The 22,328-nt window shown below is 66.3% G+C and carries 19 protein-coding genes and 2 pseudogenes; 12 read left to right on the top strand and 9 right to left on the bottom strand.

Translation table 11 applies throughout. From position 1 onward, the window contains the following. From JOF56_RS34270 to JOF56_RS34255, 4 genes are all read left to right on the top strand, one after another. Complete coding sequence (locus JOF56_RS34270) at positions 1-2,631, top strand: choice-of-anchor X domain-containing protein (protein WP_209643584.1); 2,631 nt, start codon at positions 1-3, stop codon at positions 2,629-2,631. Positions 2,632-2,817: 186 nt separating this feature from the next. Beyond that, a complete protein-coding gene (locus JOF56_RS34265) occupies positions 2,818-3,825 on the top strand; it encodes a GlxA family transcriptional regulator (RefSeq protein ID WP_245378503.1) in 1,008 nt (335 codons plus the stop codon). A gap of 64 nt (positions 3,826-3,889) precedes the next feature. Then, positions 3,890-5,041, top strand: a complete 1,152-nt coding sequence (locus JOF56_RS34260; protein ID WP_245378502.1) for an epoxide hydrolase family protein — start codon at positions 3,890-3,892, stop codon at positions 5,039-5,041. Positions 5,042-5,047: 6 nt separating this feature from the next. Beyond that, the gene (locus JOF56_RS34255) at positions 5,048-5,566 is read left to right on the top strand and encodes an alpha/beta fold hydrolase (RefSeq protein ID WP_209643582.1); all 519 of its coding nucleotides are present in this window, start codon (positions 5,048-5,050) and stop codon (positions 5,564-5,566) included. 379 nt (positions 5,567-5,945) lie between these two features. Here the strand turns inward: JOF56_RS34255 and JOF56_RS34250 are convergent, their stop codons facing one another. The 4 genes and pseudogenes from JOF56_RS34250 to JOF56_RS34235 all read right to left on the bottom strand — a co-directional run. Then, positions 5,946-6,191, bottom strand: coding sequence for a hypothetical protein (locus JOF56_RS34250; protein ID WP_209643581.1), 246 nt, complete (start codon positions 6,189-6,191; stop codon positions 5,946-5,948). An 81-nt stretch (positions 6,192-6,272) separates the two neighbouring features. Further along, positions 6,273-6,746: pseudogene (locus JOF56_RS34245) on the bottom strand (transposase); the annotation flags it as partial. Positions 6,747-6,759: 13 nt separating this feature from the next. Then, positions 6,760-8,883, bottom strand: a complete 2,124-nt coding sequence (locus JOF56_RS34240) for an ISAzo13 family transposase (RefSeq protein ID WP_209643580.1) — start codon at positions 8,881-8,883, stop codon at positions 6,760-6,762. A 53-nt stretch (positions 8,884-8,936) separates the two neighbouring features. Then, positions 8,937-9,755 (bottom strand): annotated as a pseudogene (locus tag JOF56_RS34235) (IS256 family transposase); the annotation flags it as partial. A gap of 642 nt (positions 9,756-10,397) precedes the next feature. Here JOF56_RS34235 and JOF56_RS34230 point away from each other — a divergent pair. After that, positions 10,398-12,257: a reverse transcriptase/maturase family protein gene (locus tag JOF56_RS34230; RefSeq protein WP_209643579.1), complete on the top strand. Its 1,860-nt coding sequence runs from the start codon at positions 10,398-10,400 to the stop codon at positions 12,255-12,257. Here JOF56_RS34230 and JOF56_RS34225 read toward each other — a convergent pair. Then, positions 12,248-12,931: an SAVMC3_10250 family protein gene (locus JOF56_RS34225; protein WP_209643578.1), complete on the bottom strand. Its 684-nt coding sequence runs from the start codon at positions 12,929-12,931 to the stop codon at positions 12,248-12,250. The two genes, JOF56_RS34230 and JOF56_RS34225, sit on opposite strands and share 10 nt — an antisense overlap. Before the next feature lie 118 nt (positions 12,932-13,049). Between JOF56_RS34225 and JOF56_RS34220 the strand changes: the two genes are divergently transcribed. Next, positions 13,050-13,790 (top strand): peptidase inhibitor family I36 protein, encoded by a 741-nt coding sequence (locus tag JOF56_RS34220; RefSeq protein WP_209643577.1) that lies wholly within the window; start codon positions 13,050-13,052, stop codon positions 13,788-13,790. Positions 13,791-14,229: 439 nt separating this feature from the next. Here the strand turns inward: JOF56_RS34220 and JOF56_RS34215 are convergent, their stop codons facing one another. Further along, complete coding sequence (locus JOF56_RS34215) at positions 14,230-14,376, bottom strand: hypothetical protein (protein WP_209643576.1); 147 nt, start codon at positions 14,374-14,376, stop codon at positions 14,230-14,232. A 680-nt stretch (positions 14,377-15,056) separates the two neighbouring features. Between JOF56_RS34215 and JOF56_RS34210 the strand changes: the two genes are divergently transcribed. The 4 genes from JOF56_RS34210 (at position 15,057) to JOF56_RS34195 (ending at position 19,327) form a co-directional block, all read left to right on the top strand. Then, positions 15,057-16,382, top strand: coding sequence for an NF041680 family putative transposase (locus tag JOF56_RS34210; RefSeq protein ID WP_245378501.1), 1,326 nt, complete (start codon positions 15,057-15,059; stop codon positions 16,380-16,382). 19 nt (positions 16,383-16,401) lie between these two features. Further along, on the top strand, positions 16,402-17,952 hold the full coding sequence (locus tag JOF56_RS34205) for a transposase (protein WP_209643575.1): 1,551 nt from the start codon (positions 16,402-16,404) through the stop codon (positions 17,950-17,952). 254 nt (positions 17,953-18,206) lie between these two features. Continuing rightward, a complete protein-coding gene (locus JOF56_RS34200; RefSeq protein ID WP_209643574.1) occupies positions 18,207-18,617 on the top strand; it encodes an alpha/beta fold hydrolase in 411 nt (136 codons plus the stop codon). A gap of 101 nt (positions 18,618-18,718) precedes the next feature. Further along, positions 18,719-19,327, top strand: coding sequence for a TetR/AcrR family transcriptional regulator (locus JOF56_RS34195; protein WP_209643573.1), 609 nt, complete (start codon positions 18,719-18,721; stop codon positions 19,325-19,327). A 95-nt stretch (positions 19,328-19,422) separates the two neighbouring features. Here JOF56_RS34195 and JOF56_RS34190 read toward each other — a convergent pair whose 3' ends face one another. After that, a complete protein-coding gene (locus tag JOF56_RS34190; RefSeq protein WP_209643572.1) occupies positions 19,423-19,734 on the bottom strand; it encodes a YkvA family protein in 312 nt (103 codons plus the stop codon). 14 nt (positions 19,735-19,748) lie between these two features. After that, entirely contained in the window at positions 19,749-19,895 is a 147-nt protein-coding gene (locus JOF56_RS34185; protein ID WP_209643571.1) for a hypothetical protein, read from the bottom strand. A gap of 11 nt (positions 19,896-19,906) precedes the next feature. Here JOF56_RS34185 and JOF56_RS34180 point away from each other — a divergent pair, with 11 nt between their 5' ends. Then, positions 19,907-20,515 carry an SMI1/KNR4 family protein gene (locus JOF56_RS34180; protein WP_209643570.1) on the top strand — a complete coding sequence of 203 codons (609 nt, stop codon included), beginning with the start codon at positions 19,907-19,909 and terminating at the stop codon, positions 20,513-20,515. Here the strand turns inward: JOF56_RS34180 and JOF56_RS34175 are convergent. Then, complete coding sequence (locus JOF56_RS34175; RefSeq protein WP_307855812.1) at positions 20,491-21,678, bottom strand: RNA-guided endonuclease InsQ/TnpB family protein; 1,188 nt, start codon at positions 21,676-21,678, stop codon at positions 20,491-20,493. The genes JOF56_RS34180 and JOF56_RS34175 overlap by 25 nt on opposite strands. A 101-nt stretch (positions 21,679-21,779) precedes the next feature. Here JOF56_RS34175 and JOF56_RS34170 point away from each other — a divergent pair, with 101 nt between their 5' ends. Continuing rightward, positions 21,780-22,307 carry a hypothetical protein gene (locus tag JOF56_RS34170; RefSeq protein WP_209643568.1) on the top strand — a complete coding sequence of 176 codons (528 nt, stop codon included), beginning with the start codon at positions 21,780-21,782 and terminating at the stop codon, positions 22,305-22,307. Positions 22,308-22,328 lie beyond the last annotated feature (21 nt).

Raw genomic sequence — 22,328 nt, 5'->3', positions numbered from 1 at the left:
ATGCCACCCACGATCGCCCCCAACGCGCTGGGATTCTCGTCCTACACCGTCAGTGACTCGGCCAACGCCTGGTTCTACCTCGACATCGACCTGGACGCCGGCACAACGGCCGAACTCGAACTGCACTGCCCGGTGGCGGCCACGGTCACGCTCACCGAAGGCGCGGGCGCGCCCATCAGCCTGTCGACCACCGGCATGATCCCGACCAACAACAACGGCACCCGCACGGTGGACAGCGCCGGCGCGGCAGGCGCCGGTGGTTCCGTCGTGCTCGTGACCATCACAGCCACGAACCCGTTCCACACGACCTGGCAGTTACGGGTCAGCGGTGTAGTGCCGCCCGCCACAGCACTGCTTCAGATCAACGCCGGAACCGCCGAGATCACCAGGGTCCTGGCTGACCCGGTGGTGACAACACCAGCCCTGAGCCCATTGCTCGAGAAGTCCCCGATCACCCTCACCGGCACCGCCAACTACACCACCGTCCCGGTTGGCGTGGGTCCGGCCGGGACACCGGCCCCGCCGCCCCTACGCGCCCGTTGGGAGCAGGTCCCGTCCACGATCAGCGCGCCACCACCGAGCACCCTGTTCAGCGCCACTGTCGCCACCGCCCCGCTCAATGCGACGATCGCGCCCTCGCCTGCGTTCATCGCTCCGGGTGTGTACGGCCCGCTGAACATCGACTACAGACTGACCGCGTTCTACGACGACAACGCCAACATGCTCGCCGACGGGGCCGAGCCTGTCGCCAGTTGCGTGGTCACTCTCCCGGTGAAGCCCCGCAACCAGCACATGCTGCTGGTTCTCGACCGGTCCGGCAGCATGCTGGCCACCATGCCCGGCACGTCGAAGACCCGGTGGGACTTCGCGGTGGAGGCAGCGCACGTCTGGGCCGATCTGTGGATCGGGTTGCGCGGCGGGATCACCGGCACGACCGACAAGGCCGGGATCATGGTCTTCGAGGCGAACGTCTGCGGCTGGAAGAACAAAACCGCCGCACCGATCGAGATCCTGGTGCCCAAGAGCGGGAATCTCGGCGGTGTCACGGACCTGGACGTCCAGACGCTCGACCTCGGCATGCCGGGCGGGTGCACGCCGATCGGCGATTCGCTGGTCACGGCCATCGACAAGTTCGCGGCCCTCGGCGGCACCGTTGACGACCGGTACGTGATCCTGCACATGACTGACGGTTTCGAGAACAGCGGTGCGGTCGTCATTGAGGATGATTCCCCCGTACCGCCAGGCGCCACGTCGAACTTCACCGCCGCGCGTGTGTCGACTCCGGCCCGTACGACCGTGAACAACACGCTGGCCATCTACACGGTCGGTCTGGGCCCGAAGGCCTCGGTGCAGGATTCGGCGCTGGTGGATCTCAACGAGAACGGGGAACACCGCGGGCTGTACAAACCCATCCAGGCCAATGAGCTCATGTCCACGTTCGGCCAGATGTTCGGCCACGCACTGGAAGCCCAGGACCTCACGCCGCCCAATCCCAACGACCCGTTCCCGGTCAGTGCCGGTGAACACCGGCTCGCGATCGCGTTGCTGAGGCCGTCGACGAACAGGATGAAGGTCTATCGCTCTGTCGGCGGCGGACCCGAGCTTCAGGTGGCCGGGCCCGGAGCGGCCCTGGGCACGGGAATCACCACGGAAGACCGCGGGGGCCACAGCATCGTCATGGTGGACCTGGAAGCTCACCTTGGTTCGCCAGTGCCCGCGAGCACCTGGCGGGTGGAGGAGTACCTGGCGGACGGTACGACCCGGGTGCCGATCGGGGCGGGCAGGCTGCTGGCCCTGGTGGATCTGTTCCTCACCGCGAACATCCGGTTCGACCGGGACCGCTACGCCACCGGGCAGCGGGCTCTGCTGACATGTCAGATCGCCGCGGGCGGTGCACCGGTCCCCCGCTCCCAGGTGCGCGTCGAGCTGGCGAGGCCCGGCGAGGGACTCGGCAGTTTCCTGTCGGCGAACGGCTCCGGCTACAAGCCGGGCAACCAGTCGGGCCCAGACCCGTTGGCGCCCAAGGCAGCGATGCTCAACGCACTGTTGCAACGCAAAGATCGCCACGAACTGCCGGTCGAGACGCCCAAGGGTTTCTTCCGCGACGGCACCGACGAACTCTGGGACGACGGCCGTCACCGCGACGGAGTCCCGGACGACGGCACGTACACCAACACCTACGACAAGCTGGACAAGGAAGGCCTTTACACCTGGCGCTTCACGATCACGGGCCAGACACCGGACGGCAACCCGTTCCTGCGAGTGGCCACCCGCACACTGTGGGTGTCAGTCGGCGTCGACCCGGCAGCGTCCAAAGTCGAGCAGAAGCCCGTCGAAGTCCGCGGCGAACGCCAGGCCGTCGCGATCACCGTGACACCAATGGATTCCCGCGGTGAACGCCTCGGCCCGTTCCGGGCGAGCGAGGTCAAGTTCACCACCGACCAGGGCCGGTTCGTCCCCTTCACGCCCACACCGTCCGACGGCGTGGTCTACCCCCAGCAGGAGAAGGGCGAGCTGCTCAGCCACTACGACGGCCGCTACACCCAAATCCTGACCTACGACCCCCGTGTCAGGACAACAGTCACGATCACCGTCCAGGGAAGGAAACTTCCCGTGATCACCATTCCCTGACCAGCCCGGCCGGCGGGTCCAGGCGCGAACGGGGACCCGCTGGTCAAGCTTGTCCGTGAACTGCCGTGATCCGGTTGGCTCTTCGCCCCCGTCAGGGTTTCAGGCAGGGCTGAAAAGGCTGGTCAAAGGCGGTGTACCGGGCCCTAGGATCGCCATGTTCGTGGGTGGCGAGAACTGGGGACCAACATGAGCCGTGACAACACGATGGCCGTCATCGACCCTGCTGTGGCCGAGCAGATCTCCGTACGGCACCTGGCCGTGGTGGTGTTCGACAGTGTCTCGCTGGGCATCATGTCCTTCGCCTTCGGTGTGTTCGACATGGCGGCCGCGCACGGCGAACTGTCCGATTTGGACGTACGGGTGGTCAGCGGTGAACCGGACGCGACGCTGACCGGCGGTGGACTGGCCTGTCCGGTGCCCTACGACCTCGACGCGATCCGCACCGCGGACCTGGTGATAGTGCCGAACTGGCGGTCTCCGCAGGAAAGCCCGCCCGAACCCGTGCTCAATGCGCTACGGACGGCCCATACCAACGGCGCGCGAATCGTCGGCCTGTGCAGTGGCGCGTTCGTACTGGCCTCGGCTGGTCTGCTCGACGGCCGGTCGGCGACGACGCACTGGGGCCTCGCCGGCCTGCTGGCCGACATGTATCCGCAGGTCGAAGTCGACGCGGCGGCGCTCTATGTGGACGATGGCGACGTGCTCACGGCCGGCGGTGGCGCGGCCGGAATGGACCTGGGACTACACCTGATCCGCTCGCTCTGCGGCGCGGATGTGGCCACCAAACTGGCCAAGGGCATGGTTCTGCCGCCGCACCGGCAAGGCGGGCAGGCCCAGTACATCGAGTCACCGATCCCCGAGTTCGACGACGAGGACCCGGTCACCGAGACGATGGCGTGGGCGTTGACCAAACTGGACACGAACCTGCCGGTGGACGAGCTGGCCAAGCGCGCGCACATGAGCAGACGCAACTACGACCGCCGGTTCCGGGAGATCACCGGCACCGCCCCGGCGACCTGGCTGACCCACCAGCGCGTGATCCGGGCGCAGCGCCTGCTGGAGTCCACAGTGCTGCCGGTCGACCAGATCGCCCGGTACTGCGGCTTCACCTCGGCCGCCGCGCTGCGACCGCACTTCCGCAAGCTGCTCGGCGTCGCCCCGGCGGCCTACCGGGAGACGTTCGGTCTGTCCTGAAACCGACGCTCCTTGGCGGGATCACCTCTCACCGAACTGCCCGCACGCACGCCAAGCTATGGCCATGAGCAGCGACAACACCGAAATCCGGCCCTTCGCGGCAGAGATCCCGCAGGCCGAGATCGACTACCTCACCGACCGCCTGGCGCGTACCCGGTGGAGCTCCACGCCGTTGCCCGGCTGGGACCGCGGCGTCCCACTCGACGCGCTCAAGGAGCTCGTCGAGTACTGGGCGAACGACTACGACTGGCGCGCCCACGAGGCGCGGATCAACAGCTTCCCGCAGTTCAAGAACGAGATCGACGGCGTGGACGTGCACTTCCTGCACGTGCGTTCGCCCGAGCCGGCCGCGTTCCCGCTGATCCTGACGCACGGCTGGCCGGGTACCTTCGTCGAACTGCTCGACGTCATCGGCCCGCTCACCGATCCCCGCGCCCACGGCGGCGACCCGGCTGACGCGTTCCACCTCGTCATCCCGTCCGTGCCCGGCTTCGCCTTCTCCAGCGTGCCGGCCGAGGCAGGCTGGAACACCGGGCGGATCGCCAAGGCGTGGGCCGAGTTGATGCAGCGGCTGGGCTACAACCGTTACGGCGCAGCGGGCAACGACGTCGGTTCGATGGTTTCGCCGGTGCTGGGCCAGATCGACGCCGAGCACGTCACCGCGGTGCACGTGACCCAGGTGTTCTCGTTCCCCAGCGGCGACCCCACCGAGTTCGAGGGCTTCGGCCCGCAGGAGTACGGCAGGCTGGCGTTCCTGCAGCGGTTCATGGACGAGCACTCGGGCTTCAACAAGATCCAGTCCACCCGCCCGGAGACGCTCGGGCACGCGCTCGCCGACTCGCCCGTGGGTCAGCTGGCCTGGATACTGGACCTGGTGCGTGGTTTCGGCGACCACCCGGCCGAGGTGGACAAGATGCTCGATGCCGACTTCGTGCTCACCATCGCGTCGCTGTACTGGTTCACCAACACGTCGGCCTCGTCCGCGCGGCTCTACTACGAAAACGAGCACCACAGCGCCGAACCGGCCGCACGCGGCACGATCCCGACCGGGGTCGCCGTGTTCGCCAACGACTTCAAGGCGATCCGCCAGCTGGCCGACCGTGACCACAACATCGTGCACTGGTCGGAGTTCGACCGCGGCGGGCACTACTCCGGGACCGACGCGCCCGACCTGCTGGCCGAGGACCTGCGCACCTTCTACCGCTCCTACAGGTGATCATCCATGGGTCTCAACCGGCGCAACCTGTTCTCGCTCAGCGCGGCCACCGCGGTCCTCGCGGCCACCGACCAGACGGCTTCGGCATCGGCGGACCAAAGTCCGTCCGATGAGGCGTTGGCCCGGTCGTTACCGGGTTTCCGCAGCGGCTACGCGAAAGTCAACGGCATCCGGATGCACTATGTGGCCGGTGGCCGCGGCACACCGGTCGTGCTGCTGCCCGGCTGGCCGCAGACCTGGTGGGAGTTCCGCAAGATCATGCCCGCCCTGGCGGCCCGTCACCGGGTGATCGCAGTGGACATGCGCGGCCAGGGCGGCACGGACAAACCCGCTGGCGGCTACGACAAGAAGACCATGGCGCGGGACATCTATGAGCTCGTGCGTTCGCTCGGGTACTCCACAGTGGACATTGTGGGCCACGACATCGGGGCGATGGTGGCGTTCAGCTTCGCCGCCAACCACCCCGACGCCACCCGGACAGTCACCGTGATGGACGTGGGGCACCCCGATGAGCTTGACGTTTAACCTGCCCTCTGAGGAGCTGGGTGGGGGTGCGATCGTCCTCGTCGCTCAGGTCGTATTCGTCGATGTCCAGCGTGGCCCCGGTCGATGACGCCAGAAACGTGAGAGGACCTCGCACGCTTCACCTGGGTGCTCGGTCTCGGCGACACCGAACCGCTCGCGAAACCAGACCAGCGCTAGCGGTGCGCCGCGCCTGTCGTTGGCGTCCAGTTCGCTGCCAAGCAGTTGCTGCCGCTCGGGCGGCCCACGCGTCGACCGACACCGCCTCCACCCCGGTTCTCTCGTCGGCACCCTGACCGGGGCACGGCTCACCAAATCGGGCCGACGTCAACCCTGTCCGCTTGACAAAAGGTGCCTCCGCCTGCCGTCCTCAAGGCGGCGGTTAGCGGTGGTGTTCGTATTCGATGTAGAGCGGCGTGGCGAGCAAGAAGGTGTCGTCCAGGACAAGCACTCGAGCATGCCCGCTGAGCACGGCTGTATCCGCCCAGCTGAGGGGGGATCTACACAGCGCACGGATCGCCGTGGCCAGGTCCCGTCTGGCGCGCCCCCGTAGGTCTGGTGGGGCCGTCACCGCGGCCTCGTCCGCAACCATGGCCACTCGCCGGGCGTAGTCAATCAGAGCGGTCACGTAGAACCCGTCGCCTCTGGGGTGTTGTGGCGGATCCGATGTCTGCCGGAGCAATAGTCAAGACCTGTGGATGAAGATCTTTTAGGCTGCGGTGGATGAGGTTTGTTCGTCGGGTCGTTCGACGAGTTTGCCGTTGTCGAAACGGGCGCCGGCGCGGACGAGGGCGACGAGGTGGGGTGCGTTGACCGCGCGCCAGCGGGTTTGTGCGGACTCGATGAGTTTGAATGCCATGGCCAGGCCGGCTGCCCGGGAGCCGGGGCCTTTGGTGACCTTCGTGCGGTGCCGGACGGTGGCGAAGGTGGACTCGATCGGGTTGGTGGTGCGCAGGTGGACCCAGTGCTCGGCCGGAAAGTCGAAGAACGCCACCAGTTCGTCGAGATCATCGGTGATCTTGCTGGCGGCTTTGGGGAATTTCGCGCCGTAGGCGGCGTCGCACGCCTTGGCCGCGGCCAGGGCGTGCCGTTTGTCCTCGGCGTTCCAGATCTCCGCGAGGGCCTTCTTCGCGCCAGGGTGCGCGGTCTTGGGCAACGCGGACAACATGTTCCCGATCTTGTGAAGCCGTAAAAGATCAACTTGTCGGCGTGTCGGTTTCCGCTGGGTTCGGAGAGGAAGCCGTCGAGGCCAGGAGTTCGGCGGCGGTGCGGTAACGGGTGGACGCCGGGGATGGGAGACAGTCGTCGCGCTCCAGGAGTGGCCGGGTCTCGCGGATGACACCGGCGACGGCCGAGCGGCTCACGTCGCCGAGAGCGTCGGCAAGAACGTCCAATGTGCACAGTTTCCTGAGATACAAGACAGTGAGCAGGATGCGTTCACTGTTGCTGATCTTCTGGGGAAAGACACCACTTCGGGCGCCGGGCCGGCGGGGGCCGCCACGGCGCTGATGAGTGAGACGTTCAGCGTGAGCGGCCTGTCGGGACGCGAGCCGTTCGGTGAGGTCGTTCAGTTCGTCTCGGCTTATCCCGGTCAGGGCCGGATTGGATAGAGCCTCAATGATCGCGGTGCGAGCTGGGTGGATTCCTTCATCGAGGAACGTGAGCAGGTCATCAGCGGCGGCGAACCGCACCGAGGCCGCTCCTGGGTTGTGGCCGTGGTCTTCGAGGACGTCGCGGGTCTCCTTCACCAGATCGCCGATGCAGGTGTTGGTGACCTCCAGCAGGTCTGCGAGCACGTTCATGGAGCAGACTTGACGCTGGTAGATCAGGGTGAGCAGCAGGCGGTCGGCATCGTCGAACAACGGCTTGCCGCCGCGGAGTTTGCCGGTCGCCCGGCGGGCTCGGCCGCCGCGCTGCTCGCTATAACGTTGCTGTGCCCGAGCGGCTTGGGCTTGGGCCACCGCGGCGGACAACTGGTCCAGTTCGGTGCTGGTCAGGCCGGTCAGCCGGAGGTCGGCCAGCCGGGCGAGCATCGCTCGGCGGCGATCGGCCGGTCCGTCCTGCTCGCCGACCGCAACGACGTCGCTGGAACATGAGACAGGCTGCGGGTGCAGGGTGTAGTTCCAGGTGCCGCGGGTGGCGTGCCGCTTCAGCGGCAGGGCGTCGAAGCGTTGTTTGCTGATCGACACGCCGATGGGGTAATCGCCAGTGTCCAGGGCTGCTTCAACCCGCAGCCCACCCGTGGTGCGGGTCGCCGCGATGGTCTTGACCACGACCTCGTGGCTGGTCAGCGGTCGGCCCCGCCAGTTGAGGGTGATGTGGGAGAACAGCCGATGCTCGATCTTGTTCCACTTCGAGGTGCCCGGCGGGAAATGGCAGACTGTGATCGCCAGCCCCGTCTCAGCGGCCAGTGCGGCCAACTCGCTCTTCCACACGCGATAGCGGTGACTGTTGGAGCCACCAGCATCTGCCGTGATCAACAGCCGCGTGGCGTTCGGGTAGTCGAGGCTGCCGCGTGCCTTCCACCAGCGGCGGATGGACTCGACCGCGAACACGGCGGTGTCGTGGTCGACGCCGACGTTGATCCAGCCGGTGTTGCGGGCGATGTCATAGATGCCGTACGGGATGGCTTGCTGCACATCTGGGCCGGTGAAGAAGAAGTGATGATCTTCCACCTCGACCGGCTGGCCCTTGGGCCGCCACTCCCGCCCGGCCATCGGCAGCCGCCCCAACTGTTCCCGCTTCTTGGTGTCCACACTGATGACCGGCTCGCCGCTGGCCTGATGGTCCTTGGCCTGGTCATTGATGTAGTGAAACTGCGCATCGCGATCCGGATGTTGGGCGCCCTCCAGGGTTTTGACGTTGGCCTGCAGGCTGAATCCGGCCGACTTCAACAGTCGGCCGACCGTCGGTGCCGACGCCGAGTGCCCCAGCCGGGCCAACTCCGCTGCCAAGTGCCGCAACGACTTCGTCGTCCACCGCAACGGCGATTCCGGATCACCCAGCTCGTCCGGCTCGACCATCCTCAGCAAGGTCGTCACCACGGTGGGATCAGTTTCCTCGATCGACTTACGACCACCACCCAACGCTCGGACCCGACCGTCGGGCAGCCGCTCGACGCTTGCCTCCAGTTCCCCCACCCCACGGCGCACTGTGGTCTCGCTCATCCCGGCCATGCGGGCCGCGGTGCGCACCCCGCCATGCCCCAGCAACCGAGCCTCGACCGCCACGGCTAACCGCCGCTGCCGCTCGTTCAGGTGCGGCAGCAGCACCGCGAACCGGCACTGGAGCTGGGACAGTGCCTCTTCCAAGATCGCCATACAACACCAACGAACCTAAGATCCAAAAAGCAACAAGTTGATCTTTTACGGCTTCTGTGGAACCAGCAGCGCTGCTCACGCGTGTCCGGAAACACCTCGCGTAACGCACCCCAGAACCCGAGTGCCCCGTCACCGACCGCGAGCACCGGGGCGCACATGCCACGCCGGGCGCAGTCACGCAGCAGATCGGCCCACGACTCGGTCGATTCGCGGTAACCGTCGGCCAGGGCGACGAGCTCCTTGCGGCCGTCGGCGCGGACTCCGATCATGACCAGCAGGCAGAGTTTGTGTTCCTCCAGGCGGATGTTGACGTGGATCCCGTCCGCCCACAGATACACGTAGTCCACATCGGACAGATCGCGCTGGGCGAAGGTGCGTTGCTCGGCCTTCCACTGCTCGGTCAGCTTGGTGATCACCGCCGCGGACAAGCCCTTCGCGCTGCCGAGGAACTGCCCCAGGGCGGGCACGAAGTCCCCCGAGGACAGGCCGTGCAGATACAACAGCGGCAACACTTCGGTGATCTTCGGGGTCTTGCGCGCCCACGGCGGCAGGATCGCCGAAGAGAACCGCTTCCGCTCGCCGGTGTCCGGGTCGATGCGCTTGTCGTTGACCCGCGGCGCGGTGACCTCCACCGCGCCGGCACTGGTGAGCACCTCACGCGGCTGGTGGTAGCCGTTGCGCACCACCAGGCGACGGCCGTCCGGATCGCGCTGGTCGGCGAACGCGGCGATGTAGGCGTCGACTTCGGCTTGCAGGGCTTCGGCCAGCATCCGGCGGGCACCCTCGCGAACGATCTGGTCGATCAACGACCCCTCGGCCGCAGTCGGGCGGTCGTTGTCACCGGAAGCAGGATCAGGGACTACGCTGAGCATCAGGGCGTGCCTTCCCGACCGACGCGCCAACGTCGGCCTGTTTGAGACCGCTACTCGATCACCGGGAAGGTACGCCCTTCCTCGGCCGATCCACAGGTCTCAAGCATTGCCTGCGCCACGAGGTGCAGTGTCGTATCGCTCGCGCAGCGGGCAGAGATTGGAGGTACGTCTCTGGATCTGATGCCTTACCTTGATCCGAAAGGAAAAACGGGGACAACAGCATGGCAGGAAACCGGCGGTCAGGCCCAGGCGTATGGGGTGACGCGTCGAGGGATCCGCGTGATACGGCGAAAGCTAGACTGCCTGAACCCCAATCTCCAGAAGGTGCAATTGAACACCCGTTGGAAAGACGCCTGTAACCAACGCCGACCCTGCGGCAGGATGAGCAATGGCCTGCAACAGACCTCCGGGGCACGGAGCGATGTCCGATAAGGACATTCAAGGAGATGAGTGGGGCGCCTAAGTCGCGCTAGAACGTACGACATTGTCAAACGTGGGATCACCTACGGGACGCGAGTCCTAAGGTGACAGAGGACCCGTAGTAGTCGCAGGAGTCACGTCCTGCCAAGGAAGGCGGGAGACCCGTCTACAGGGCGAAGGGGTCCAGGTGATCGGACATCATAAGGCCGAAAGGTATGCGTAATGCAGAACGCCGACACGGTACTGGGCGTCCTCCACGATCGAGGCAGGAACGGTCTGCCGTGCGATGAGCTGTATCGCCAGATGTTCAACAAGGAGCTGTACCTGTTGGCCTACGGGAACATCTACGCCAACCAGGGCGCGATGACACCCGGGGCCACGGATGAGACCGTGGACGGCATGTCCGAGGAGAAAATCGACGCCATCATCGAGGCGATGCGCCACGAGCGCTACCGGTTCGCTCCCGCCCGACGCGTATTCATCCCGAAGAAGAACGGAAAGTTACGCCCGTTGGGACTGCCGACCTGGTCGGACAAACTCGTCGGCGAGGTGGTGCGCCTCCTGCTGGAAGCCTACTACGAGCCGACGTTCTCCGACCGCTCACACGGCTTTCGCCGGAAACGAGGGTGCCACACCGCGCTACGCGAAGTGGAACACACCTGGACCGGCGCCGTGTGGTTGATCGAGGGAGACATCGCCGACTGCTTTGGCAGTTTGGATCACGACATCATGATCAAGATCCTGGCGGAAAAGGTCCACGATAACCGGTTTCTCCGGCTTGTTCGTCACATGCTCAAAGCCGGGTACCTCGAAGACTGGGAGCACCACGAGACACTGAGCGGAGTCCCGCAAGGTGGTGTGGTATCTCCCGTCCTCTCCAATATCTATCTGAACAAGCTGGATGAGTTCGTCGAGAAAACCCTTATCCCGCAGTACACCCGAGGACAGCGCCGACGGCGCAACCCCGACTATTCACGGGTGAAACGCCAACGGCAAGAAGCACGCAGCCACGGCGATCGGGCCACCGCCCGAGCGTTGACCAAGCAACTGCGCGCTCTGCCCTCGGGCGACCCTCTGGACCCCGGATACCGGCGGCTTCGGTACTGCCGTTACGCCGACGACCACATCCTGGGGTTCATCGGACCGAAGGCCGAAGCCGAGGCCATCAAAGACGAACTGGCCAGGTTCCTGCGCGACGAACTCGCGTTGGAGCTCAGCGCTGACAAGACGCTCATCACCCATGCCCGCACCCAGGCGGCGCGATTCCTCGGCTACGAGATCACCGTCCAGCACGCCGACAGCAAGCTCACCCACGGCCGACGATCGGCCAACGGAGCGATCGCGCTGCGAGTGCCCTGCGATGTGATCACGGCCCACTGCGCCTCCTACCGGCGCCACGGCACACCCTGGCACCGCCCGGCCATGCAGAACCTGCCCGACTACGACATCGTGCAGACCTATGCGGCCGAATATCGGGGCGTGGTCAACTACTACCTGCTTGCCATCGATGTCTGGCGACTCCACACGCTGAACTGGAACGCGCAGACATCCATGCTGAAGACCTTGGCAGCCAAGCACAAGTCCACGGTCACGAAGATGGCGGCCCGACACCGGACCAAACTCGAAACACCGTATGGGCTGCGCACGTGCTTCGAAGCCCGGCTTCACCGTGACGGCAAGCAAGACCTGGTAGCCCGGTTCGGCGGGATACCTCTCACACGGAACAAGAGCGCGGTCATCATCGACCGCGTTCCGGTCCGGATTCCCTACCCGCGCAAGGAGATCGTCAACCGGCTCGTGCGCAGCAGATGCGAGCTGTGTGAGGACACCGGCCCCGTGGTGGTCCACCACGTCGCTAAACTCGCCCGGCTCGGTCAACCCGGACCCGACCAACCAGCGTGGGCGACGATCATGGCCGCCAAACGGCGGAAACCCTCGTGGTTTGCCGACCGTGCCACGATGTCATCCACGCCACCCCTGTCACGAACGTGGCGTAGTCACTGGAGAGCCACGTGCATCGAAAGGGTGCCCGCGTGGTTCGGAGGGAGGCTGCGCGAAAAGGACCGTGTTCATCAGCGATGAACACGGCACCTCACGTGCAGCCCACCCTGTTCTGTCTGCCGTTTGTCTAGCAGGTGCACTAGAGAGCCACACAGGACGATCCTCGTCTTGGGTTGGCCGGTCCAGAAGTAGACGAGATCGCTCGGCGGCGAGTAGTTAGAGCGGAGGGGACTCAGCAACTCACCATAGTGGAACTCCTCGGTGAACCGGATCCAGTCGCCTGCGCGCAGCTGCGGATCGTCATGGCGACGGGGCGACCGCTCCGCGTCGATCATCCTGATGACCGCATCGAGCATCTCTGGCCGCGGTTCAGCCCGTAGCGCGGCACTTTCCGCGTTTGTCCCGGCGTTCATGCTGTGCCGCGGACGGTCTGTATCTGGCAGCTGTGGAATGAGAATCCGCATCTTGCTCACTGACAGGTAGAGCAGGTCGCGCATGGGGGTGCGGTGCGCCGGCGACACAGCGGTCCCCGACTTCGCTGGTAGCCGGATTCGATCGTAGCGCTCCCGCCACATTGTCAGATCGAACTCCTCGGCAGCAACCGACATTCGTCGAGTTGCCATGTGTCGCTGGCATGCCAACACGAATGTCTCGACCGTCTCCCACCGTGGTGTCCCGGAACCGGTGAGCAGGGTGCCCGTGGTGGAGGTAGCCAGCTTCAACCCGAGCCGAGCGGCATGCGCCTTGTTCGGCATCGATCCACTCTAGCAAAGCTGAGACGAGACGGTCCGTCTTGACAACCGGCGCCGACTGGCCCAAGCTTGCGTCATCAACGAGACGGACCGGTTCGTCTCGACAGCCGGAAGGAGCCCCATGGAAACCTCAGCGGAATCCCGCGTCTGGTTCATCACCGGAGCCAGCCGCGGCCTCGGCCGCGCGTTCACTGAGGCCGCGCTCGCCGCTGGTGACCGGGTTGTCGGCGCGGCCCGCGACGTCACCCCGCCAACGTTGCAGCTGACCACGGCAACTGCGGTCACTGGAACCCAGCCATCACAGCCCGAGGCGAACGTCATGTCACGTCGAGATCGCCGAATCCAGTGGGCGCGTTATGCGGAGGGACCGCATGTCACAAGAAAGGCAAATCCAATGAAGTTCAGACACATCATAGCCATTGTCATGATCAGTCTTCTAGCCATACTGACCGGTGGTCTGATGCCCTCAGCGCAGGCCACCGACGGCTTGCCGGCCTACTCGGCAAAGCCCGTCCCCCAAGCTGTCTCTGTGTCCTCACCCGAAATGTCCGAGGAAGCGTGGGAATGCAACGCCGGCGACCTCTGCGTATGGAACGAATGGGGTGGAACGGGCCAGAAATGCTCGTGGACGAACAAGGATAATGACTGGCAAGCTCTCCCAGTCAGGTGCTCATGGTCGGCAAATAAGCGCGTACAGTCGTACCGGAACAACGGGCAGAACGCAAGCTTCACGGGCGTGCAGCTATTCCACGAAGAGAATTTCCTGGCTCCCTGGCATTGTGCGCCGCAAGGCACTAAATGGAATGTAACCGGAGGCGGCGTGTTCTTACAGTCTCACCAGTGGACGTCGGGCACCTGCTGATAACGTAGGGATTCGTTCAACAGTCCAACGGCGGCGCCACTCCGTGATGATCGGAGTTGCCGCACGGCACGTCGAGCCCTTGGCAGAACTGGAGAAACACATCCAGCCAAGGGCTCCACGTGATTACCTATCGTGTCGCCCCACATGGCCACACCCGCCCATGGTGGAGCCGTTCGGTTTGACCCGGAGGAGTTGTTCCACCTGGCCCGCGATGCCGAGGATAACCTCATCTGGGACGTGCACGTACCGCGTGGCCACGGATGCCTCGGCCCATCCCATCACTTCCATGTGATGGCTGGCAGCGGCACTTTCAGCACGAGCAGCATGGTGGGGCCGTGTGCCGGGCATCGTGCAGGCGAGCGTCCCGCACGCCGGCATCGTCCAGTAGGCGTTTCCACTCGGCGTGGTCGGCCCGAGGGTCGATCGGCCGGCCGTTCGGCTACGTGAACACCCATCCACCTTCGTGCCACTCCGAGTCGGCGAACTCGCGCTCTCGATCCTGCGCGACCTTGTGCGCCATGAGTTCGTTGAGCAACGGGCCTGGGATACCCACGGTGCGTTTCCCGGACCGGGACTTCACCTCCATTTCGCGTAGCCCGCCGCCGTGGCGGTTCGGGCACGCAACCGCGTGGCCGGTGCAATTCGGCGGGCACTTCTGGTGCCGCTTACACGGGGCTTGCACGGCTTGATCTTGTGGAGCCGCTTACTGGGACACCTCGACGAGGCCAACCAGGTGGGGGCAGAGCTCAGATCACTGGCCCAGGCCGCCGACGCCACCCCGCACCCACGCGGCCACCTGCGGATGGGACGCCTGGCCCTGCAGTACGGGACACTCTATCCAGTACCAAGCGCAGCAGCAGCGGGCCCGCTAGGCGCTAGTGCAGCCTGACCAAGCCCAGGACACCGCCAGCCCATGAACGCCACGCGACTGGCACACCATCCCGGCCATCGCAGGAACGCTGGCCGCCCAGTCGTCCGCTTCTGCCCGCATAGGGCACGTTTGCCGGTGAACGGCAACAACAACAAAACAATGGCGCACGGGCGTGATCACAAGGTGGGACACCTTCGGCTGAGTTCTCGCTGGTCCACCCGGGTGAGGTGCGCGTGGCGGTCCTCATAGGACGGCGACCTCCGCGTGAGGATGTGTTCACCCAAGAACCACACCCGAATCACGGAGAGACCGTCGTGGACAGTGTTGCCAGGCGTGATGCCGGTGTCGAGGCCCTCACGGTGTTGGCGGCGTTTCGCCAGTAGTTCTATCGCTGCTTGTCCGCCCGGGCGGATGCCCTGTTCGAGATGGCCGACGCCGTGCTGTGCACGGACGGCCCAGTCCGGACGCTGGTGGGGTTGTCATTGGCGCCGGAGCACCGTCGGGGCCATGGTGCCTTGTACGACGCGATCAACAACGGTCAGATCGATCTCCAGCGGTTGCGGATCGCGCTGGCGGGCCTGCCGCTGCCCCGCGCCGCAGACGGGCGGCTGGTGCTGGCGGTGGACGTCTCGCCCTGGCTGCGACCCGATGCCAACACCTGTCCGGACCGCTCGTTCTGCCACACCTACGGGCGGGGCAAAGACCAGCACCTGATGGTGCCGGGCTGGCCGTACTCGATCGTCGCCGCCCTGGAAACGGGCCGCACATCCTGGACCGCGGTACTGGATGCGATCCGGCTCGCACCGGGCGCCGACATCGCGGCGGTGACCACCGCCCAAATCCGCGAGGTCGTCGAACGCCTGCAGGCCGCAGGCCAGTGGCGCCAGACAGACCCGCAGATCCTGGTAGTGCTCGATGCCGGCTACGACGCCCCACGCATCGCCCACCTCCTGCAGGATCTGCCGGTGCAGATTCTCGGCCGGATGCGCTCGGACCGCGTACTACGCCGGGCGACCCCGCCCCGCATCTACAACCCGATCGGTGGCCGGCCGCCCACACACGGCAGCGAGTTCGTCTTCGGCGATCCCGCCACCTGGGGCACCGAGCAGGCCGTCACCATCACCGAGACCCGCCTGTATGGGAAGGCCAGAGCGCAGGCATGGGACCGCCTGCATCCCCGGCTGACCCGGCGGGCGGCCTGGGAGAATCATGCGGGGCCGTTGCCGATCATCGCGGGCACGGTGATCCGCCTGGCCGTCGATCACCTCCCCAACGGCGGCGACCCGAAGCCGGTGTGGCTGTGGTGGTCCAACGTGGACGCATCAGAGGCGGATGTCGACCGTCTCTGGCAGGCATTCCTGCGACGTTTTGACATCGAGCACACCTTTCGCCTATTCAAGCAGACCCTGGGGTGGACCGCCCCGAAGCTGCGGGATCCGGATGCCGCGGACCGGTGGAGCTGGCTGGTGATCGCCGCCCACACCCAGCTCCTCCTCGCCCGACCGCTCGCCGCCGACCTGCGCCGGCCGTGGGAAAAGCCAACCCCACCCCACAGGCTCACACCAGCGCGCGTCCGCCGAGGGTTTCGGAACCTGCGCGCGAAGACCCCGAGGCTGTCGCGCAACTGTGGGGCTTATGGTGTCAGTCGGCCGTTGGGGGTGCCGTGGCGCAGCAGTTTGGCTAGGTTGTGCGCGGCGTGTCGTCCCTTGGGGGTGACCTGAGCGCGCGAGTCTCGCCCGCATGGGCTTCAACTTCGTCTCCTGCGACAGTGACCGTGCGTTTGCCTTGCCCCAGGACGTCCGGGAGTGGCTGCCGCCGGGGCATCTGTGCTGGCGGGTGCTGGACGTGGTCGGGCAGCTGGACCTGTCGGGGTTCCTGGCCGGCTACCGCGCCGACGGGCAGGGCCGCGCCGCCTACCCGCCCGCACTGATGGTCGCCTTGCTGTTCTACTGCTACCACAAGGGAATCCGCTCCTCGCGGGCGATCGAGGCGGCCTGCCTGGACGATGTGGGCTGCCGGGTCATCACCGCCAACCACCAGATCGACCACGCCACCATCGCACGGTTCGTCCAACGGCACCGACCAGTCCTCAAGGAGCTGTTCATCCAGGTGCTCGCGTTGTGCGGTCGGCGGGGGCTGGTAGACCCCGCGGCGGTGGCGGTGGACGGCTCCCCGATGAGCGCGAACGCGGCCCGCTCCTCGAACCAGTCACTGGAAAGGTTGGAGGCGATCATCGCCCAGTCCGAGGCCGAGGCCGATGAATTGATGTGGGAGGCGCTCGCGCAAGCGCGGGCGGCCGAGGCCGAGCCCGGCGAAGACCATCAGGCGCATGGCCTGCCCCGGGCGGACACTTCTCCAGCGCGGTTGTCCCGGCTGACCGACCGGCTCGCCCGGGCTCGCTCGGCGAGGGACAAGATCTTCCAGCGGGCACTGCCCTCCGCCGGCGAGGCCAAGATCAAGCTCGACGCGGCGCATGGTCGCCCGGGCCGAGCAGCGTCTGGCCGTGGTGATCGCCTCCCAGCAGGCACGCTTGGACGAGCATGCCCGACGGACCCGCGAGGACCAGGCGGCGGGGCGACGGGCCGCGAACGGGCGGCCCCGGTCGCGCTGGAGGTCAAAGCGGTGGTCGTGCGGCAACGCGCCCGGCTGGCCACGGCGCAGCAGCACCTGCAGCGCGCACGCCACCCCAGGCCGACCCCGTCGTCTGCGGCCCGGGCCTCGCTGACCGATCCTGACTCGCGGCTGATGCTGGACAAGCGTGGCGGCTACCTGCAGGGCTATAACCTCCAGATCGCCTGCGCCCGCGGCCAACTCCTGCTCGCGATCGAGTTACAGGACAACCCCGCCGACATGACGGCCCTGGCCCCGATGGTCCAGCGATCACAGCGCAACCGCGCGGCGGCCGGGCTGACCGACGAGGTCCAGGCATGGCTGGCCGACAGCGGATACGCCTCCGCGGCGAACTTCGAGGCGCTGGCAGGGTTACCCCTCCTGGTGTCGGTCACCAACGAGAGACAACACATCGGCGACTCGCCGCCGGAGGAGAACAACATCCCTGTCGGCCAGCGTGAGATGGCGGCACGCCTGGCCACCCCGGCCGGCCAGGCGCTCTATCGGCGGCGTGGAGCCCTGGTGGAGCCCGGCTTCGCGCAGCTGTTCCAGCGATTTGGCCGCCACCTCAACTACCGGACCACTCCAGCCGTGGACACCGAGGTCAAACTCCTGGGCACCGTGCACAACCTGGCCAAGCTACTGCGCCACGGCACCCCCAACGGCCGATTGACACCATGAGCCCCACAGTTGCGCGACAGCCTCCCCCATCCCCAGCGCGTGCACCAAAACCCACCCGACCCGGCCCTGGACGCCCACCCGGTTCCAAGAACCGCCATACCGCCGCACGCCACGACGTCGGACGCATCCTCGCCACCGGCGAGCCATACACCCGCCCCGCCCACCACAAGAAGGGCACCAAGCCGCGCCGAAAGGTTTAATTCCAAGATGAGAGCCTGTTCAACATCCCGCTCCTCGCGCCGCCGGGGCAGCCCGTGCACGTCTGGTGGTTCGCCTTCAACCAGGTTCGCGGACTGCCGGAGCAACTGCTGGCCGGGCGGTTCCGGCCGATGGTGGACTGGCTCTTCGACAACCTGATGGTCAACCCGGCCGCGATCAGCGACGCCGACCGGGCCGTGTACGCACGCGCCTACTCCAGCCCGGCGGCCATCCGGGCTGGAAACGCCTGGTACCAGGCCTTCTACCAGGACATCGAGGATCAGAAGGCGTACGCCAGGATCACGGCGCCGATGCTGGGGCTCGCCGCCGAGTACGACGACGCGTTGACGCACCTGTTGCCCGAGAAGGGGACCAACGTGCGTGTGGAGAAGATCGCCAACACCGGGCACTTCTTCGTCGAGGAACAACCCGACGTGGTCCTCAGGGCGTTGACAGCCTTCCTCTGAGCGGGGTTTGTCGTTCGCGGCGTATCGGTCCCCGGTGCGTCGCGAACGACATACCACTAGACTCAGTGACTAAATTTAGTCACACGAGAGAGTGGGACCGGATGCCCAGGACCGGAGAGCGAGGCGGGCCGCGGACGCGTGCGCGGATCTCGGAGGTCGCGACCCGGTTGTTCCTCGAACGCGGGTTCGACGCGGTCACGGTCGCCGAGGTCGCGCGGGAGGCCGGCGTCTCGAGCGTGACGGTCTTCAACCACTTCCCGCGCAAGGAGGACCTGCTCCTGGATCGCCAGGTCGACGCCGTCGAGCTGCTGCGCTCGGCAGTGCGTGACCGCGCTGCGGGCGTCGACGTGCTGGCGTCTCTGCGCGAGGTGAGCCTCCGTCTCCTCGACGACCGGCACGCGCTGTCCGGCGTCGGCGACGGCTCCATCCCCTTCTTCCGGACCGTCGCCGCGTCACCCGCGCTGATCGCCCGTGCGAGAGAGATCTCCGCCGAACTTCAGCGGATCCTCGCCGAGGAACTCGAACACGACCCGGCCTTCGACGGCGACGAGACACTACTCGCCGCCTTCTTCATCGCCGGTTATGGCACCGTGCTGGTGGAGACCGCGCGTCGTCTCACCGCCGAGGAGCCGCTGAGCGCCGTCGTGGACGATCACCGTGCGCGCCTCGAGCGACTGTTCGGCACTCTCCGCAACGGAGTCCTCCCGTAAGGAAGCAAGCTGGGTTCAGGAAGGACCTCGCCGGCTGGGTCTGGAGCGGCTCCGGAGGCCTTCCCCTGGACATCGACCGGTTGCGCCGACTGTGCTTAACCCAGAGGTTGGCTGCGCTTACGGCTGACCCGCTTGAGCACGCTGCCCACGTACACCAGCGCGGCCGCCAGCACACCGATATCGTCCACCAGAATCGGGTCCGGCAGCAGGTCAACCGGCAGCACGGCATAGATGATCGATCCGTAGTACGAGACCTTGGCCGACACCGGAACACCAGGCTGATGCACCTTGCGGTGCCGCCGGATCATCGCGATCGCGAGCACCACCACAACTACCGCGGTGACCACGACAACGATCAGCGCCACAACACCCAACGCGGACAGCACATCCCAGCCCGGCTCCGGCATCGGAGGTTCCGTACTCAGCGCCTACGGCGAAGCTTGTCCGCCGCCCGGCGGGCGCGCTCACGGTTACGCGGGTCCTTGGCCATCTCACGCGCCTTGTTCGTCATCTGTCGCCCCTTGGGACCGCGCAGGAAAGCCTTGATCCGGGTCAACAAGCCGGCCATCGTGATCCCCTTTGGTCGTTTTGTCTCCCTCCAGGTATACCCCGGCAGGACCGATCCCAATCCGGCCCGGGATTGTCAGTGGGCTCTGCCACGACCTCAAGGAGATCGGCCTGCTCGACAGATACAGCCTGTATCCCCTGCGCACAGTCGTGGACCGCTATCTCGAGCGCGATCCGGGCTGCTGGGGCTGGGAAGACGGCTTGTTCGGGCTCGGCCGGGCAGTGATGGAGGCCTATCCCTTCGATGCCGTGCGCCGGGTTTCGCGCAACGACTGGTGGGTCGTCGTCGGCTCCGACTTCGGCGGAAACGAGTGCGCGGTCGACCTCGACCCCGGTCCGGGCGGCAAGTCCGGGCAGCTCATCGCATACGGCAGGGACTTCCACGGCCCGGTGGGCCTGGAGGCCGGATCGGTGACCGAGCAGCTGACCGCTGTCGTGGATGCGTTGCGGCGTGGGGATCTGGACTCCGGCTACGAGGACAGTGACTACTACATCGGCGTCGAGCTGCCAAGGAAGACGACCCCGCGTTACGTTGCCTCCGAGTTGACGTCCTCCCCACGGCTGAAGCCGGGGGATTCCAACCCACCACCCACCACTCAGGGAGCGGAGGTAGCGAGGTGAGGTTCACGGTTCACAGCCCCGCCCAACGGCTGGAGGGCTCCCCGCGCTGTCACCGCCCGCCCGGCGGCGATGTTACGAGCCGCGTTCACGTCAGCATGGCAGGCGAACCCGCAGGCGACGCACCGGAAAACCGCTTGGCTCTGACGATTCTCCGGCGCGATATGCCCGCAGGCAGAACACTGCTGCGACGTGTACGCGGCCCTGACTTTCCTCACCCGGCCGGCAGCCTTGTGCTGCAAGCGGGCCACCAACAGTCCCCAGCCGTTGGCCAGGATGCCCCGATTCAATCCCGCCTTCTGCCCGACATTGCGCCCCGGCCGCTCGACGGTTCCTTTCGCCGAGCGGGTCATGCCCCGGATATCGAGATCTTCCACCCGGATCAGATCGAACCGGCGGGCCAGATCGGTCGAGATCTTCTCCACCCAATCCTTACGCCGCTCCGTCACACGGGCCTTGACTCTCGCGATCGCCGCCTTGACCCGCGCGCGCCGGTTCGACCCGCGCGCGCAGCGAGCAAGCCTGCGCTGCAGACGCCGAAGCCGCCGCCGCTCACCCTGACTGAACCCCGCAACAACCAGCAGCTCACCAGTCGAGAGCGCGGCCGACACGGCAATACCACGGTCCAGCCCGACGGTCTGGCCATTGCCGGGGCCAGGGATCGGATCAGGGATCGCGGCGAAGGCGACATGCCACCGGCCCGCCCGATCACACGTCACCCGATACGACTTCACCCCCTCCGGCACCGCACGCGACCAACGAAACCGCACCCACCCCACCTTCGGCACCAACACCCGGCCATACCGGCGGTTGAGCCGCTGAACATGCTCCGGCTTCACCCCGACCTGCCGGAACCCCTCATCCCGGCCCGCCTTTCGCCAGGACGGCCTGCGATGGATTCCGCGAAAGAAGCTGCTCATAGCATGAGCAAAATCACGCAACGCCTGCTGTTGCACCGTCACGCTCCCCGCCCGCAACCACGCAAACTCCGCCCGCGCCTCCGTCAACTGACGCGCCTGCTCGTTGTAGCCTGGCGCTGCGGCACGCCCCGGCCGCCAATGCGCGTGCTGCTCGCAGGCCAGATTCCACACGAACCGGGCCTGCGCACAATGCTCCAGCAACTCAGCCACCTGCTCAGGTGCAGGCAACAGTCGGTAGCGAGACACGGACCCAACGTTAACGGCCGACACCGACAAAACCGGGCACACCACGCCCAGACCAACAGAATCGGCTTCCTCCCCACGCCCGAAGGCAGGGGTCCCCGCCGATGAACAAGATGATCGGGTCCAGAGATCTCGCAGACGTCATGCCCTCGATCGACGAAGCCGTGCAGCAGCTTTACCTCAACGACGCCGAGTCGCTGGATCTGCGTGCGCTGTCGGCGACGCCTTATGTGCGCGAGCTGAGCATCAACCGGGCCGGCACAGTCCGACTTTGGCTGCCACCGCGGCTCGAAATCCTGTCACTGGAGGCAACCCAGGCCGATCTGTCCATATTGGAGGGAAACCGGACGTTGTGGGACCTCACCCTCAAGGGCCTGGATGTGTCGGTGGATCACCTGGCCGCCTTGCCGGCGTTGATCCGGCTGGACGTGTCCGACGCCTCGGTCGACAACGTGGAAGCGTTGACAGACCTGGACATCCGGGTCCTGGTCCTCAACAGCGAGCAGTGGCAGCGGTTACGTGCCTCAGGCCGTCTGCCCAAGCGTCTCGCCGGTGCCATGTGGGCGGGCCACGCCATGCTGGAGGATGCCACTGAGTGGGCGACCTGGCTCAGGTCGCACATCCCCAGCTAGAAACGCCCGCCCACGTCGCGG

The sequence above is a fragment of the Kibdelosporangium banguiense genome (assembly GCF_017876405.1).
In the GTDB taxonomy this organism is placed as follows: domain Bacteria; phylum Actinomycetota; class Actinomycetes; order Mycobacteriales; family Pseudonocardiaceae; genus Kibdelosporangium; species Kibdelosporangium banguiense.
Note: the sequence above shows the minus strand (reverse complement) of the source record. Positions and strands in the feature narration are given on the sequence as shown.

Coding starts and splice junctions, on each gene's coding strand:
- JOF56_RS34240 (WP_209643580.1), bottom strand. CDS start 8,883: ATGGCGATCTTGGAAGAGGCACTGTCCCAGCTCCAGTGCCGGTTCGCG.
- JOF56_RS34225 (WP_209643578.1), bottom strand. CDS start 12,931: ATGCCGAACAAGGCGCATGCCGCTCGGCTCGGGTTGAAGCTGGCTACC.
- JOF56_RS34205 (WP_209643575.1), top strand. CDS start 16,402: ATGGGCTTCAACTTCGTCTCCTGCGACAGTGACCGTGCGTTTGCCTTG.
- JOF56_RS34260 (WP_245378502.1), top strand. CDS start 3,890: ATGAGCAGCGACAACACCGAAATCCGGCCCTTCGCGGCAGAGATCCCG.
- JOF56_RS34255 (WP_209643582.1), top strand. CDS start 5,048: ATGGGTCTCAACCGGCGCAACCTGTTCTCGCTCAGCGCGGCCACCGCG.
- JOF56_RS34270 (WP_209643584.1), top strand. CDS start 1: ATGCCACCCACGATCGCCCCCAACGCGCTGGGATTCTCGTCCTACACC.
- JOF56_RS34220 (WP_209643577.1), top strand. CDS start 13,050: ATGGAAACCTCAGCGGAATCCCGCGTCTGGTTCATCACCGGAGCCAGC.
- JOF56_RS34170 (WP_209643568.1), top strand. CDS start 21,780: ATGAACAAGATGATCGGGTCCAGAGATCTCGCAGACGTCATGCCCTCG.
- JOF56_RS34265 (WP_245378503.1), top strand. CDS start 2,818: ATGAGCCGTGACAACACGATGGCCGTCATCGACCCTGCTGTGGCCGAG.
- JOF56_RS34195 (WP_209643573.1), top strand. CDS start 18,719: ATGCCCAGGACCGGAGAGCGAGGCGGGCCGCGGACGCGTGCGCGGATC.
- JOF56_RS34185 (WP_209643571.1), bottom strand. CDS start 19,895: ATGGCCGGCTTGTTGACCCGGATCAAGGCTTTCCTGCGCGGTCCCAAG.
- JOF56_RS34215 (WP_209643576.1), bottom strand. CDS start 14,376: ATGGAGGTGAAGTCCCGGTCCGGGAAACGCACCGTGGGTATCCCAGGC.
- JOF56_RS34230 (WP_209643579.1), top strand. CDS start 10,398: ATGCAGAACGCCGACACGGTACTGGGCGTCCTCCACGATCGAGGCAGG.
- JOF56_RS34190 (WP_209643572.1), bottom strand. CDS start 19,734: ATGCCGGAGCCGGGCTGGGATGTGCTGTCCGCGTTGGGTGTTGTGGCG.